Annotated in this window: 11 protein-coding genes, 2 rRNA genes and 1 other RNA gene (1 of these 14 cut by a window edge); 7 read left to right on the top strand and 7 right to left on the bottom strand. The window is 59.9% G+C overall.

The genetic code is table 11. The features are described 5' to 3' along the window. Nucleotides 1-274 precede the first annotated feature (274 nt). From lipA to PSEMAI1_RS0107980, 4 genes are all read right to left on the bottom strand, one after another. Nucleotides 275-1,222 (bottom strand): lipoyl synthase, encoded by a 948-nt coding sequence (lipA, locus tag PSEMAI1_RS0107995; RefSeq protein WP_024302371.1) that lies wholly within the window; start codon nucleotides 1,220-1,222, stop codon nucleotides 275-277. Continuing rightward, nucleotides 1,219-1,842, bottom strand: coding sequence for a lipoyl(octanoyl) transferase LipB (lipB, locus tag PSEMAI1_RS0107990; RefSeq protein ID WP_024302370.1), 624 nt, complete (start codon nucleotides 1,840-1,842; stop codon nucleotides 1,219-1,221). The genes lipA and lipB overlap by 4 nt, the downstream gene beginning before the upstream one ends. A 3-nt stretch (nucleotides 1,843-1,845) precedes the next feature. Beyond that, entirely contained in the window at nucleotides 1,846-2,115 is a 270-nt protein-coding gene (locus PSEMAI1_RS0107985) for a YbeD family protein (RefSeq protein WP_024302369.1), read from the bottom strand. Between the two features lie 69 nt (nucleotides 2,116-2,184). Continuing rightward, nucleotides 2,185-3,327: a D-alanyl-D-alanine carboxypeptidase family protein gene (locus PSEMAI1_RS0107980; RefSeq protein ID WP_024302368.1), complete on the bottom strand. Its 1,143-nt coding sequence runs from the start codon at nucleotides 3,325-3,327 to the stop codon at nucleotides 2,185-2,187. A 232-nt stretch (nucleotides 3,328-3,559) separates the two neighbouring features. Here PSEMAI1_RS0107980 and ilvA point away from each other — a divergent pair, with 232 nt between their 5' ends. From ilvA to PSEMAI1_RS0107950, 7 genes are all read left to right on the top strand, one after another. After that, complete coding sequence (gene ilvA / locus PSEMAI1_RS0107975) at nucleotides 3,560-5,089, top strand: threonine ammonia-lyase, biosynthetic (RefSeq protein WP_024302367.1); 1,530 nt, start codon at nucleotides 3,560-3,562, stop codon at nucleotides 5,087-5,089. Nucleotides 5,090-5,151: 62 nt separating this feature from the next. Next, the gene (locus tag PSEMAI1_RS0107970; protein ID WP_024302366.1) at nucleotides 5,152-5,799 is read left to right on the top strand and encodes an HAD family hydrolase; all 648 of its coding nucleotides are present in this window, start codon (nucleotides 5,152-5,154) and stop codon (nucleotides 5,797-5,799) included. Between the two features lie 58 nt (nucleotides 5,800-5,857). Continuing rightward, nucleotides 5,858-6,221, top strand: a transfer-messenger RNA (tmRNA) gene (gene ssrA / locus PSEMAI1_RS21195). 86 nt (nucleotides 6,222-6,307) lie between these two features. Further along, the gene (locus tag PSEMAI1_RS0107965) at nucleotides 6,308-6,679 is read left to right on the top strand and encodes a hypothetical protein (RefSeq protein WP_024302365.1); all 372 of its coding nucleotides are present in this window, start codon (nucleotides 6,308-6,310) and stop codon (nucleotides 6,677-6,679) included. Between the two features lie 298 nt (nucleotides 6,680-6,977). Then, nucleotides 6,978-7,916: a chromate resistance protein ChrB domain-containing protein gene (locus PSEMAI1_RS0107960; RefSeq protein WP_024302364.1), complete on the top strand. Its 939-nt coding sequence runs from the start codon at nucleotides 6,978-6,980 to the stop codon at nucleotides 7,914-7,916. Next, complete coding sequence (gene chrA / locus PSEMAI1_RS0107955) at nucleotides 7,909-9,270, top strand: chromate efflux transporter (protein ID WP_024302363.1); 1,362 nt, start codon at nucleotides 7,909-7,911, stop codon at nucleotides 9,268-9,270. Before PSEMAI1_RS0107960 ends, chrA begins: the two co-directional genes overlap by 8 nt. 133 nt (nucleotides 9,271-9,403) lie before the next feature. Next, nucleotides 9,404-10,450 (top strand): DMT family transporter, encoded by a 1,047-nt coding sequence (locus PSEMAI1_RS0107950; protein ID WP_024302362.1) that lies wholly within the window; start codon nucleotides 9,404-9,406, stop codon nucleotides 10,448-10,450. 51 nt (nucleotides 10,451-10,501) lie between these two features. Here the strand turns inward: PSEMAI1_RS0107950 and fhuF are convergent, their stop codons facing one another. From fhuF to PSEMAI1_RS0107935, 3 genes are all read right to left on the bottom strand, one after another. Beyond that, on the bottom strand, nucleotides 10,502-11,299 hold the full coding sequence (gene fhuF, locus PSEMAI1_RS0107945) for a siderophore-iron reductase FhuF (protein ID WP_232219862.1): 798 nt from the start codon (nucleotides 11,297-11,299) through the stop codon (nucleotides 10,502-10,504). Between the two features lie 168 nt (nucleotides 11,300-11,467). Next, nucleotides 11,468-11,581, bottom strand: a 5S ribosomal RNA gene (gene rrf / locus PSEMAI1_RS0107940). A 115-nt stretch (nucleotides 11,582-11,696) separates the two neighbouring features. Next, a 23S ribosomal RNA gene (locus PSEMAI1_RS0107935) occupies nucleotides 11,697-14,585 on the bottom strand (it continues 2 nt past the right edge of the window).

Genomic DNA, 14,585 nt, shown 5'->3' with positions numbered 1-14,585 from the left:
ACACATCTACATCCATTGAGTGCAAGCCGGTGTAACTGGTGTACCGTGCACAATCCCGAGTCATCCAGGACGGTCTGCACAGAAAATGAAAATGCCGACCTGTGTGGTCGGCATCTTTGTCCGGGATGTGATCGGCCCTTGCCGATTTGTACCGCTATCGCAGGACACTCCCTGATCCTTGGACATGCCTTCTGTATGGCCGCCCCTGGGTAGCAGTGAGCGATGCAGCGTACAAATTAGCGTTGTTCAGTCGCCATTAGCGCTGGAAGTGTCATCAGACCCCTGCACCATGCGCCTGCTGATCTGCATGGTAGCTGGAGCGCACCATAGCGCCGACCGCCGCATGCTTGAAGCCCACTTCGTAGGCCTTGTCCTCGAACTGCTTGAACACGGTCGGGTGCACGTAGCGCAGCACCGGCAGGTGGCCGTCGGTCGGCTGCAGGTACTGGCCGATGGTGATCATGTCGATGTCGTGGGCACGCATGTCGGCCATCACTTCGTACACTTCTTCGTCGGTCTCGCCGAGGCCGACCATGATACCGGACTTGGTCGACACGTTCGGGTTGCGTGCCTTGAATTCCTTCAACAGCGTCAGCGAGTGCTGATAATCGGCCCCCGGGCGGGCCTGCTTGTAGAGACGCGGTGCGGTTTCCAGATTGTGGTTCATCACGTCCGGCGGGGTCTGCGTCAGGATATCCAGCGCGATATCGAGACGGCCGCGGAAGTCCGGCACCAGCACTTCGATCTGGGTGTTCGGGGACAGCTTGCGGATCTCGCTGATGCAGTCGGCAAAATGCTGGGCGCCACCGTCGCGCAGGTCGTCGCGGTCGACCGACGTAATCACCACGTACTTGAGTCGCAGCGCGGCCACGGTTTCGGCCAGATGCTTGGGCTCATTCGGATCAAGCGGGTTCGGACGGCCGTGGCCGACGTCGCAGAACGGGCAACGACGGGTGCAAATGTCACCCATGATCATGAAGGTGGCGGTGCCGTTGCTGAAGCACTCGCCGATGTTCGGGCAAGTGGCCTCTTCACAGACGGTATGCAGCTTCTGCTCACGCAGGATCTGCTTGATCTCGTTGAAGCGCTGGCCGTTGGGCAGCTTGGCGCGAATCCACTCAGGCTTCTTCAGCTTTTCGTCGAGCGGCACGATCTTGATCGGGATGCGTGCAGTCTTGTCGGCGCCCTTGTGTTTCACGCCAGTCTGGTTGTCCAGTTTCATGCGGTCTCCTTCTTCACCGTCAGGTGTCGCTCCAGATGCGGCAGCAGCCGTTCGGCTGTTTCGGCCACCGTCAGCGAAGCGCCTTGGTCTTTGATCTGCGTTACCTTGAGGCCGGCATAGCCGCAAGGATTGATCCACGAGAACGGCGTCAGATCCATGTCCACGTTGAGGCTCAGCCCGTGGTAGACCGCACCGTTCTTGATGCGCAACCCCAGCGAGGCGATCTTCTCGCCCCGCACGTATACCCCCGGCGCGTCGACGTCACCGTTGGCTTCGATACCCAGTTCCGCCAGCAGGTCGATGACCGACTGCTCGATGCGCCGCACCAGTTCGCGCACGCCGATGCCCATGCGCTTGAAATCGACCAGCAGATACACCACCAGCTGGCCCGGTCCGTGATAGGTCACCTGCCCGCCGCGATCGCACTTCACCACTTCGATCTGGCTCGGGATGATCAGGTGCTCGGGCTTGCCGGCCAGCCCCAGCGTGTACACCGGCGGGTGCTCGACGCACCACAGCTCGTCCGGCGTGTCGCTGGTGCGGGCGTCGGTAAAGGCCTGCATGGCCCGCCAAGTGGGCGTGTAGTCGACCAGCCCCAGGTGCTTGACGATACGGCTCATCGCTTACAGCGCCACCTTGACCATGGCGTGAGCGGTCAGCGCCATGTAAATATTGTCCAGTTGCTCGCGCGACACCGCCATCACGTTTACCGTCAGCGAAATGTACTTGCCGCTGGAGCTGTCGCGCGCCACGATGTCCACCATCTCGAGATCCGGTGCATGCACTCGCACCACCTCGAAAATCGTGGTTTGAAAATCGGGATGCTGCTCGCCCATCACCTTGATCGGAAAGCGACAGGGAAAGTCCAGCAAATCCTTGAGATCGTTACTCATCACACTACATCCTGAAAACAGATAAAGGCTGGCCGAAGCCCTTGAGGCAAGACGGCCAACCCCATGGGCTTACCAGCCCAGCAACAGCTTGATGCTGTCCCACAGACGGCTGAAGAAGTTGCCTTCCTCGACCGCCTTCAGCGCCACCACCGGACGCTCCAGCACCTTCTTGCCATCGAGGCTCACCACCAGCTTGCCCACCACCTGCCCCGCCTTGATCGGCGCGATGACCGGCTGGCTGGTGGTCAGATCGGCCTTGAGCTTGGCGGCCTGGCCCTTCAACACCGTGGTGTAGATATCGCTGGTGAAGCCGATCGGCAGCGCCTTGGCATCACCCTTGTATACCGGGATTTCGGAAACCGGCTTGTTTGCCGCATACAGTTTGGGCGTATCGAAGAATTGCAAGCCGTAGTTCAGCAGCTTGGAGCTTTCCACTGCCCGTGCCTCGGGGCTCGCGGTACCCACCACCACGGAAATCACCCGTCGGCCGTCACGGCGGCTCGACGCCACCATGTTGTAGCCGGCATCATCGGTGAAGCCGGTTTTCATGCCGTCGACGTTGGGGTCACGGTACAGCAGCAGGTTGCGGTTCGGCTGGGTAATGCCGTTGTACGTGAACGATTTGAGCGAGTAGGTCTTGTAGAACTCGGGGAACTCGCGAATGATCGCTGTCGCCAGAATGCCCAGATCGTGCACGGTAGTGAAGTGCTCCGGGTCCGGCAGGCCGGTGGCGTTGCGGAACTGGGTGTTGACCATGCCCAGCCGCTTGGCCTCGGCCGTCATCATCTGGGCAAACGCCTCTTCGCTGCCGGCGATGGCTTCGGCCAGGGTCACGCAGGCGTCGTTGCCCGACTGCACGTCCATGCCCTTGATCAGGTCATCCACGGTCACCGGGACCTTGGGATCGAGGAACATGCGCGAGCCACCGGTGGTCCAGCCCTTCTGCGACACGGTCAGCTGCTGATCCAGCATCAGCCGCTTTTCCTTGATGGCCTTGTAGGTCAGGTAACCGGTCATCAGCTTGGTCAGCGAGGCCGGTGCGATGCGCTTGTCCGGATCGCTGGCAGCCACCACCTGCCCACTGTAGAAATCGATCAGATAATAAGCCTTGCCGGCGATTTCCGGCACGGGAGGAACGAAGGGAGCATTGGCAAAGGAAAACGACGGCAGAGCAACGGCTGCTGCCACAAGCAGGCTAGTCAGTTTTTTCATTAGCGTGGAACGGCACTTCACGGTGATGGGTGTGAACGATATAGCCGGCGATTATACCCCTCCTTCGAGGCGATGCGGCCAAAAACACGCCCGAAACCACCCCTTTCCAGCCAAAAATTACGCTGGCGATTCGTCAGTACGCCTGAAGCAGGAGCCGCCGGCTTCCCGAGAGCTTGGAGTTCCTGATACTCTGACAGTTCACAAAGAAAACATCAGGACAAGCGGCATCACCATGCACCACCCTCAAGATTACCTCGAACGCATTCTGACCTCGCGCGTGTACGACGTCGCGATCGAAACGCCGCTGGAGCAGGCGCCCAACCTGTCCCGCCGTTTCAACAACACCATCCTGCTCAAGCGCGAGGACCTGCAGCCGGTCTTCTCCTTCAAGCTGCGCGGCGCCTACAACAAGATGGCCAAACTGAGCTCCGCACAGCTGGAAAAAGGCGTGATCACGGCCTCCGCCGGCAACCACGCCCAAGGCGTGGCGCTGTCTGCCCAGAAAATCGGCTGTGAAGCCACCATCGTGATGCCGGTGACCACCCCCCAGGTCAAGATCGACGGCGTCACCCGGCGCGGCGGCAAAGTCGTGCTGGCCGGCGAATCGTTCAGCGACGCCTACCAGCACGCCATGAAGCTGGTAGAAGAAACCGGCAAGACGTACATCCCACCGTTTGACGACCCGGACGTCATCGCCGGCCAGGGCACCATCGGCATGGAAATCCTGCGTCAACACCCCGGCCCGATCGATGCCGTGTTCGTCGCCATCGGCGGCGGCGGGCTGGCTGCCGGCGTGGCCTCCTACATCAAGCGCCTGAAGCCGGAAATCAAGGTCATCGGCGTGCAGCCGGTGGACTCGGACGCCATGAAGCAGTCCATCGACAAGGGCGAACGCGTCGAGCTGAAGGACGTGGGTCTGTTCGCCGACGGCGTGGCGGTGAAGCTGGTGGGAGAGGAAACCTTCCGCCTCTGCAAGGAATTGCTCGACGAAATCATCCTGGTCGACACCGATGCCATCTGCGCCGCGATCAAGGACATCTTCGAAGACACCCGCTCGATCACCGAGCCGGCCGGTGCGCTGGCGGTGGCCGCGACCAAGGCCTACATCGAACGCGAAGGCTGCCAGGGCAAGACCCTGGTCGCCATCAACTGCGGCGCCAACATGAACTTCGACCGTCTGCGCCACGTCTCCGAGCGCTCGGAACTGGGCGAGCGACGCGAAGCCATCATCGCCGTCACCCTGCCGGAGCAGCCGGGCAGCTTCAAGAAATTCTGTACCGTGATCGGCAACCGCAGCATCACCGAGTTCAACTACCGCTATGCCGATGACAAGACGGCACATGTGTTCGTCGGGATACAGATCAGTAGCAAGGACGACGTCACCCGCATCATCGACGACTTGAAGAGCAGCGACCTCGAAGGCATCGACCTGACCGACAACGAACTGGCCAAGCTGCACATTCGCCACCTGGTCGGTGGGCACGCCCCGGCGCTGCGGGACGAACGCATCCTGCGCTTCGAGTTCCCGGAGCGGCCGGGCGCGCTGATGCGCTTCCTGGAAGCCATGCGCACCGACTGGAACATCAGCCTGTTCCACTACCGCAACCATGGGGCGGACTATGGCCGGGTACTGGTCGGCATCCAGGTGCCCAGCTACGACAGCGCGGCCTTCCAGAGCTTCCTCGACAGCTTGGGCTATCCTTACGTCGAAGAGACCGACAACCCGGCATACAAGCTGTTCCTGGGCAAAACCGGCCTGTAACCCCTTTCGGCCAGCCTCTTGCCAAAAGCGAGGCTGGCCGGGACCAGCATCTGCATCACACCATGATCAAAGCCGTACTGTTCGACCTCGACGGCACCCTGGCCGACACCGCACGCGACCTGGGCGCCGCCCTGAATCGGCTACTGGCCGAAGAAGGCCATCCGCCGCAACCCTATGAAGCCATCCGCCCGATCGCCTCGCACGGCGCACGCGGCCTGATCCGCCTGGGGTTCGGCATCGACCTCGACCACCCCGACTTCAACGCGCTGCGCACCCGCTTCCTCGATCACTACGAAGCCAGCTTCTCCGATCAGACCTGCCTGTTCGAAGGCATCAACGAACTGATCCTCCAGTTGGCTGCCCGCGATCTACGCTGGGGCATCGTCACCAACAAACCGATGCGCTTCACCGACCGGCTGGTGCCGGCGCTGCCCTTCGCCACGCCGCCGGCGGTGGTGATCAGCGGCGACACCGTCGGCGTGGCCAAACCCGACCCCAGGCCGATGCTGCACGCGGCCGAACTGATCGGCGTCGAACCGGCCCGCTGCGTCTACGTCGGCGATGCCGAGCGCGACATCCAGGCCGGCCACTCGGTAGGCATGAAGACGGTGCTGGCCAACTGGGGCTACATCTCGGACCTCGATGCCCCCCACGACTGGGGCGCCGACATCGCCATCGACCACCCGCTCGATCTGCTGAACTATCTTTGATCGACTGCGGAACTAGCCGATAGCGATCTTTGTCTGTACAATCACGGAAACTTTATCTGGGGGCGACCTGGTTTCGACGGGGGTTGCGAAGCAGATGAGGGCATACCGGGATTTCAGTCACCCCGTAAAACGCTGAGTCTATATAGTCGCAAACGACGAAACTTACGCTCTGGCCGCTTAATTGCGCCAGACACTGCAACGATTCGCTGATGGGTCGGGTGGGTCAAACCGCTGCAGTGTCACTTTACATCAGCTAGCGTTGTATCGGGTCGCTTGATCCAACGCGAAACAATAGGTGACTCGCTCCAGTCCAGCCTGCCCGTCGGCGTGACCCGGAGTTAAATCCAAATGACACGGCTAAGTATGTAGAACTCACTGTAGAGGACTTCCGGACGCGGGTTCGATTCCCGCCGCCTCCACCAAACACAAGGGTCAGGATAATCTCCGGGCCCTTTTTTCTTGCTTGAAAGCCCCGCAGCCCACCCATGTTAGAAGGAGGATTGCAGAAATGGGCAATCACGTTGCTGGCCGGGCCATGGCAATGCTCGCCGAGGAGGCAGTCCGCAATCGGCAATGGGGAGAGAGCGCCCTCTCCATCCTGGACAGAATTTGCATGCCATACCGCAATACCCATTTAGACTGGAAAGCCGAAGACCCCGCATGCCCTGGCCGCGTGCATCCCGATTATGGCAGCTACACCGACCCTCATCCCAAGGCGGCACTCGGCATGCTCATACTGGAGGCCTTCGCGCCCAATGGCGTGGCCGATATGCCTCGCTATGCGCCGATGCTCGATGCTGAACACCCCGATGAAAGCGCCTACGATGCATGGTGGACGGAGGTTTATGAGCCATTCCAAGCTCGATACAACTTCTCTTGAAGCAACCATGCCGCAGACGAGAAATGACGAAATCGACCCGCTCGCATGTGGCGGGTTTTTGCTATCTGCCGATCGGGATTTGCCTGCACACCGCAATTCGACTGACGCCACCACCGCTTCGTGACGTGCCACGAGGTACGTAGAGCCCCAGGAAATAGGCCTCTCGGGTTTTGTTGCCCCGGCTTCGCACGCGACCGAGCCCTGCTTTGCTCGGCCCACCCCCCTCCATCGACCTCCTCACCCCCACTCATCACAAAATTTGTTGTTGCATTCTCTACAAAAGAGTAATGTATACAACATGAATTTATGGCTACTCCTCATCACCACCCTCCCCACCGAGAACGCCACGGCCCGCATGCGCGCCTGGCGGGCGCTCAAAGCGTCTGGAGCGGCGGTGCTGCGTGACGGAGTCTACCTGCTTCCCGATCGCGCCCCCTGCCCGGAAAGGCTGAATGCGGTGGCGGCGGACGTGCAGAGCAACGGCGGGACGGCCTATGTGCTGCAGACCGGCGAGACGGGAACCGAGGCATTCCCAGCGCTGTTCGACCGCGGCGGCGACTATGCCGAACTGCTGGCCGAAACGGCCCGGCTGCGCGACTCGCTCAACGGGGATAACGTCCAGGAAACGCTCAAACAGGCGCGCAAGCTGCGCAAGGCGTTCGCCAGCCTGGTCGAGATCGACTTCTTTCCCGGCGAGGCGCGGCAGCAAGCCGATGCCGCACTGCGCGAGTTGGAGTTACAGGCGAACAGAGTGTTGTCGCCGGATGAGCCGCACGCGATCACGGGTGCGATTCCGCGCCGGCTAGCGACCGACTTTCGTGGTCGGACATGGGCGACACGAAGGCGACCGTGGGTGGATCGCTTGGCCAGTGCCTGGCTGATCCGGCGCTTCATCGACCGTGACGCGCGTTTCCTGTGGCTAGGCAATCCAGCCGATTGCCCTTCCGATGCGCTCGGCTTTGATTTCGATGGCGCGACCTTCAGCCACATCGGTGCCAAGGTGACGTTCGAGGTACTGCAGGCCAGCTTCGGACTGGAGCAGCCCTCTTTGCGTCGGCTCGGCACGCTGGTGCATTACCTCGACGTGGGAGGGGTGCAACCTGCCGAGGCGGCCGGCGTGGAACGAGTGTTGGCCGGCTTACGTGCGACCTTCTCCGACGACGATCAACTACTCCAAGCCGCCAGCGGCGTGTTCGACGGCCTGCTGGCCGCTTTCGAGAAAGAGAACGATGAATAAACCCGAACCGATCACAGCAACCGACGCTGCCACCCCACCCTCCGTCAGCTTCTGGGAAGCCTTCCGCTTCTGGCTCAAGCTCGGCTTCATCAGTTTCGGCGGCCCGGCCGGCCAGATCGCGATCATGCACAGCGAGCTGGTCGAGCGCCGTCGCTGGATCAGCGAGAAGCGTTTTCTGCATGCCCTCAACTATTGCATGGTGCTGCCCGGCCCGGAGGCGCAGCAGCTGGCCACCTACATCGGCTGGCTGATGCACCGTTCCTGGGGAGGCATCGTTGCCGGCGCGCTGTTCGTACTGCCGTCGCTATTCATCCTGATCGGGCTATCGTGGCTGTACATCGCCTTCGGTGACGTGCCGCTGGTCGCCGGGCTATTCTACGGCATCAAGCCGGCGGTGACCGCCATCGTCGTGCAGGCGGCCCACCGCATCGGCTCTCGCGCTCTGAAGAACAACGTGCTATGGGCCATCGCTGCCGCGTCTTTTGTTGCCATCTTCGCGCTCAACGCACCGTTCCCGCTCATCGTCCTGGCTGCGGCCCTGGTTGGCTATGCCGGCGGGCGCATAGCCCCGAACACATTCAAGGCCGGGGGTGGCCACGGCAAAGCCAAGGACAGCTACGGCCCGGCGCTGATCGACGACGAGACACCGACGCCGGCACACGCGCACTTTCGCTGGGCTCAACTGACTCGCATCGCCGCAATCGGCTCCTTGCTGTGGCTGATTCCGATCGGGCTGTTGACCACGCTATTTGGCTGGCAAGGCACGCTAACGCAGATGGGGTGGTTCTTCACCAAGGCAGCGCTGTTGACCTTCGGCGGCGCCTACGCGGTGCTACCCTATGTCTACCAGGGTGCCGTCGGCCATTACGGCTGGCTGACGCCGGCACAGATGATCGACGGCCTGGCCCTCGGCGAAACCACCCCCGGCCCGCTGATCATGGTGGTGACCTTTGTCGGCTTCGTCGGCGGCTATGTGAAAGCGCTGTTCGGCCCGGACATGCAATTCGTTGCCGGTGCCCTCGCGGCAACACTGGTGACGTGGTTCACCTTCTTGCCATCGTTCCTGTTTATCCTCGCCGGCGGGCCGCTGGTCGAGTCGACCCACGACGACATCAAGTTCACTGCGCCGTTGACCGCCATCACCGCCGCCGTCGTCGGCGTCATTCTGAATCTGGCGCTGTTCTTCGGCTATCACGTCCTGTGGCCAACAGGCTTCTCCGGCTCCTTCGATTGGCCGTCGGCACTGATAGCATTAGGCGCGGTCATCGCCCTGTTCCGTTTCAAGCGCAACGTCATCCAGGTGATTGCGGCCTGCGCCGTGATCGGCCTGCTCGTGAAAACCGTGATCCTGTGAGGAAGATGCCCCTGGTCAGATGACATATGACGCTCTAGACGCTGGGGGCAAGGAATGTCTGAGCGAGGCCCGCAATTGGCCACACAAGACGTGAGCGAATACACTAGAGCTGTCTGTACGCATCACCGCACCCATGAATGCCAGCATCGTCTACGCCCTTCTCGCTGCCGCCTTGTTCGGTGCCAGCGCCCCCTTTGCCAAGATACTGGTAGGCCATCTGCCCCCCTTGCTGCTGGGCGGGCTGCTGTATCTCGGCAGTGGCGTCGGTTTGGGGGTGATCCGGCTGATCCGGGATCGTGGATGGAAAAGCCCCGGACTCACCAAGACGGAATGGGGCTGGCTGTTGGGAGCCATCTCTTTCGGTGGCATGCTCGGCCCGGTGGCCCTGCTGTTCGGCCTGACACAGACCAGCGGAGCGACAGCTTCCTTATTGCTGAACCTGGAAGCGGTCCTCACTGCCGTCATCGCCTGGCTGGTCTTCAAGGAAAATGCAGACCGGCGCATCGTGCTGGGCATGATTGCAATCGTCGCCGGCAGCATCGTGCTCGCCTGGCCAGACAGTGGAACCTCCGTGTCATCAAGCAGCGTTGGTCCGGTCCTCATCGCGACAGCCTGTCTCTGCTGGGCCATCGATAATAACCTAACCCGAAAAGTCTCGGCCTCGGACGCCTTGTTCATCGCCTGTAGCAAGGGCTTGGTGGCCGGTTCGGTAAATACCTTGCTGGCACTAGCCATCGGGGAAACCCTGCCCGGCGGCACGACGGTGCTGTTGGCGATGACGACGGGGCTTCTTGGCTACGGCATCAGCCTGGTACTGTTCGTGCTGGCCCTGCGTGGTTTGGGAACAGCCCGTACCGGTGCCTATTTCTCGACCGCGCCCTTCATCGGTGCCGCCGTGGCGCTGTCCGTACTGGGTGAAGCCAGCACTCCGCTCTTCTGGTTGGCAGCCCTACTGATGGGGATCGGTGTCTGGTTACACCTCACGGAACGTCATGAGCACGAACACACCCATGAAGCGCTGGAACACGCCCATCGCCACGTGCATGACCAGCACCACCAGCACGAACACGATTTCGACTGGGACGGCACCGAGCCGCATAGCCACCCCCACCGGCACGTCGCCCTCACCCACATCCACCCGCACTTCCCCGACATCCATCACCGCCATCGGCATTCCTAGTCGTACCCGGGATCTGCCTGACAGGAGCCAGGAAAGTCTACCTGGAGCCCCTCAAGCGAAGGCGGCCTTCCATAGCCGCTGTTGCTCGGCCAATTCGTCGTCATCGAGTTGCAGCAGCTTGGGGCAGCTCGAACAGAGCATGTTCTGTCCAGGCAGACGATCGCGCAGACAGCAAACACGGCGAGCCCGAAACGGCGAGACCAGCAGTGGCGAGGGGGAGTTAATGTAGCGCACCGGCCGGTACAAGGGGTTGGCGCGGCCGGTATCGAAGAACTTGCGCCGCGTAAACAGATAGTCGGCATCTTGTTGCGCTCCCTTCCCCGCAAAGCCGGTAGCGAGCGCATATTCGAGACTATTGGCTACATTGCTCCATAGCACGCGGGGCGACAGCCTGACCTTGGGCGAGAGCACCTCAATCAGCGGCGCCAAGTGATCGACGCACAGCGACCGGTAGCGGCTGGCAATATCGTCGGTTTCGACCCCCAGCGCCCCCGAGGGCAGCCACAGAGTATCAGGCAAACCATCGCGCAGCACCAGGGCGCAATCAGCCAGTGCCATCTCCAGAGGACGATGCAGCACCCGTGCCGCCACCAGGGCCGGCGGCAAGATCAGGCTGAAATAACGCCCGCTCCATTGCGACAGCAGGGCTCGCGTATCACCCCCGCCATAGTGCTGACGCATCGCCATCAGCAATGCCTCGAGGTGCCCAGCCAGGCTCGGTAATGCCACGGCCACACCGTCACCACATCCCGGAGTGCCAAGCTTGAGCTGCCGACAGAACGGGGCGTACCTCGCCGGCACCACTTCAGCAAAGCTGACTGATGACGATAAAGGAATATCCGCGCTCACCGCCCCTCCCCGGCCCATGGGAGCCACATATGATTTGCAACTCACCGCAGCCGCGCAACCAGCCTGCATCTGAGCAAGTAGTCAGCGAGCGCGGACAACAAAAAACCCAGCTCGGTTGAGCTGGGCTTTTACTGCGTGCGAATCTTCGATTCGCTCAGCGATGGGGGAGTCTGGCGGTGTCCTACTTTCACACGGCAAGGCCGCACTATCATCGGCGCTAAGGCGTTTCACGGTCCTGTTCGGGATGGGAAGGAGTGGGACCACCTCGCTAAGGCCGCCAGACATAAACTGTCAACAAACTGGAAGAAGCCTGGAAGCCTGTCAGCTTCCATTTCGAATTTGGGTAATCGATCGTACGTCGCACACTTCACCGCGTGGCCCAAGCCACTCAAATGATAGGATCAAGCCTCACGAGCAATTAGTATCGGTTAGCTTCACGCCTCACAGCGCTTCCACACCCGACCTATCAACGTCCTGGTCTCGAACGACTCTTCAGGAGGATCAAGTCCTCAGGGAAGTCTCATCTTCAGGCGAGTTTCCCGCTTAGATGCTTTCAGCGGTTATCTCTTCCGCACTTAGCTACCCGGCAATGCCACTGGCGTGACAACCGGTACACCAGAGGTGCGTCCACTCCGGTCCTCTCGTACTAGGAGCAGCCCCCGTCAAACTTCCAACGCCCACTGCAGATAGGGACCAAACTGTCTCACGACGTTTTGAACCCAGCTCACGTACCACTTTAAATGGCGAACAGCCATACCCTTGGGACCGGCTACAGCCCCAGGATGTGATGAGCCGACATCGAGGTGCCAAACTCCGCCGTCGATGTGAACTCTTGGGCGGAATCAGCCTGTTATCCCCGGAGTACCTTTTATCCGTTGAGCGATGGCCCTTCCATTCAGAACCACCGGATCACTATGTCCTGCTTTCGCACCTGCTCGACTTGTCGGTCTCGCAGTTAAGCCACCTTTTGCCATTGCACTATCAGCACGATTTCCGACCGTACCTAGGTGACCTTCGAACTCCTCCGTTACACTTTGGGAGGAGACCGCCCCAGTCAAACTGCCTACCATGCACTGTCCCCGATCCGGATCACGGACCAAGGTTAGAACCTCAAACACACCAGGGTGGTATTTCAAGGGCGGCTCCACCAGAACTGGCGTCCTGGTTTCATAGCCTCCCACCTATCCTACACAAGTCTGTTCAAAGTCCAATGCAAAGCTACAGTAAAGGTTCACGGGGTCTTTCCGTCTAGCAGCGGGGAGATTGCATCTTCACAAACATTTCAACTTCGCTGAGTCTCAGGAGGAGACAGTGTGGCCATCGTTACGCCATTCGTGCGGGTCGGAACTTACCCGACAAGGAATTTCGCTACCTTAGGACCGTTATAGTTACGGCCGCCGTTTACCGGGGCTTCGATCAAGAGCTTGCACCCCATCACTTAACCTTCCGGCACCGGGCAGGCGTCACACCGTATACGTCCACTTTCGTGTTGGCACAGTGCTGTGTTTTTGATAAACAGTCGCAGCCACCGATTCTCTGCGACCTCTCGAGGCTTCGAACGCGAGGTCCTACACCCTAAGAGGCATACCTTCTCCCGAAGTTACGGTATCAATTTGCCGAGTTCCTTCTCCTGAGTTCTCTCAAGCGCCTTAGAATTTTCATCCTGCCCACCTGTGTCGGTTTGCGGTACGGTTCTCGTATAGCTGAAGCTTAGTGGCTTTTCCTGGAAGCGTGGTATCAGTCACTTCGGCTCCGTAGAGCCTCGTCATCACGTCTCGGTGTTAATAGAGCGGCGGATTTGCCTACCGCTCCCACCTACCGGCTTAAACCAGGACGTCCAACACCTGGCTGACCTAACCTTCTCCGTCCCCACATCGCACTATACGAGAGTACGGGAATATTGACCCGTTTCCCATCGACTACGCTTTTCAGCCTCGCCTTAGGGGCCGACTCACCCTACGCCGATGAACGTTGCGTAGGAAACCTTGGGCTTTCGGCGAGCGGGCTTTTCACCCGCTTTATCGCTACTCATGTCAGCATTCGCACTTCTGATATCTCCAGCATGCCTTACGACACACCTTCACAGACCTACAGAACGCTCCCCTACCATCTGCACCTAAGTGCAAATCCGCGGCTTCGGTTATCAGTTTGAGCCCCGTTACATCTTCCGCGCAGGACGACTCGACCAGTGAGCTATTACGCTTTCTTTAAATGATGGCTGCTTCTAAGCCAACATCCTGGCTGTCTGGGCCTTCCCACTTCGTTTACCACTTAACTGATCATTTGGGACCTTAGCCGGCGGTCTGGGTTGTTTCCCTCTTGACGATGGACGTTAGCACCCACCGTCTGTCTCCCATGCTCGCACTTTCCGGTATTCTGAGTTTGCCATGGTTTGGTAAATCGCAATGACCCCCTAGCCATAACAGTGCTTTACCCCCGGAAGTGATACATGAGGCACTACCTAAATAGTTTTCGGGGAGAACCAGCTATCTCCGAGTTTGTTTAGCCTTTCACCCCTATCCACAGCTCATCCCCTAGTTTTGCAACACTAGTGGGTTCGGACCTCCAGTGCGTGTTACCGCACCTTCATCCTGGCCATGGATAGATCACTCGGTTTCGGGTCTACGCCCAGCAACTCAATCGCCCTGTTCGGACTCGGTTTCCCTACGCCTCCCCTATTCGGTTAAGCTCGCTACTGAACGTAAGTCGCTGACCCATTATACAAAAGGTACGCAGTCACCCCTTACAGGGCTCCCACTGTTTGTATGCATCCGGTTTCAGGTTCTATTTCACTCCCCTCCCGGGGTTCTTTTCGCCTTTCCCTCACGGTACTGGTTCACTATCGGTCGATCACGAGTATTTAGCCTTGGAGGATGGTCCCCCCATCTTCAGACAGGATTTCGCGTGTCCCGCCCTACTTGTCGTACGCCTAGTCCTTGGAATGCGTTTTCGTGTACGGGGCTATCACCCACTATGGCGGCCATTTCCAGAGCCTTCCACTAACACAATCCATAACACGTACAGGCTGTTCCGCGTTCGCTCGCCACTACTGACGGAATCTCGGTTGATTTCTGTTCCTGCGGGTACTTAGATGTTTCAGTTCTCCGCGTTCGCTCTACTCTGCCTATGTGTTCAGCAGAGAGTACCTATTGCTAGGTGGGTTTCCCCATTCGGACATCTCCGGATCATCGCTCTATTGCCAGCTCCCCGAAGCTTTTCGCAGGCTTACACGTCCTTCATCGCCTGTGATCGCCAAGGCATCCACCAGATGCACTTAGTCGCTTGA

This window comes from Pseudogulbenkiania sp. MAI-1, assembly GCF_000527175.1.
Taxonomy (GTDB): Bacteria; Pseudomonadota; Gammaproteobacteria; order Burkholderiales; family Chromobacteriaceae; genus Pseudogulbenkiania.
This window is presented reverse-complemented; position numbering and strand designations above follow the sequence as displayed.

Coding starts and splice junctions, on each gene's coding strand:
- ilvA (WP_024302367.1), top strand. CDS start 3,560: ATGCACCACCCTCAAGATTACCTCGAACGCATTCTGACCTCGCGCGTG.
- PSEMAI1_RS0107985 (WP_024302369.1), bottom strand. CDS start 2,115: ATGAGTAACGATCTCAAGGATTTGCTGGACTTTCCCTGTCGCTTTCCG.
- PSEMAI1_RS0107965 (WP_024302365.1), top strand. CDS start 6,308: ATGGGCAATCACGTTGCTGGCCGGGCCATGGCAATGCTCGCCGAGGAG.
- chrA (WP_024302363.1), top strand. CDS start 7,909: ATGAATAAACCCGAACCGATCACAGCAACCGACGCTGCCACCCCACCC.
- lipA (WP_024302371.1), bottom strand. CDS start 1,222: ATGAAACTGGACAACCAGACTGGCGTGAAACACAAGGGCGCCGACAAG.
- lipB (WP_024302370.1), bottom strand. CDS start 1,842: ATGAGCCGTATCGTCAAGCACCTGGGGCTGGTCGACTACACGCCCACT.
- PSEMAI1_RS0107980 (WP_024302368.1), bottom strand. CDS start 3,327: ATGAAAAAACTGACTAGCCTGCTTGTGGCAGCAGCCGTTGCTCTGCCG.
- PSEMAI1_RS0107960 (WP_024302364.1), top strand. CDS start 6,978: ATGAATTTATGGCTACTCCTCATCACCACCCTCCCCACCGAGAACGCC.
- PSEMAI1_RS0107970 (WP_024302366.1), top strand. CDS start 5,152: ATGATCAAAGCCGTACTGTTCGACCTCGACGGCACCCTGGCCGACACC.
- PSEMAI1_RS0107950 (WP_024302362.1), top strand. CDS start 9,404: ATGAATGCCAGCATCGTCTACGCCCTTCTCGCTGCCGCCTTGTTCGGT.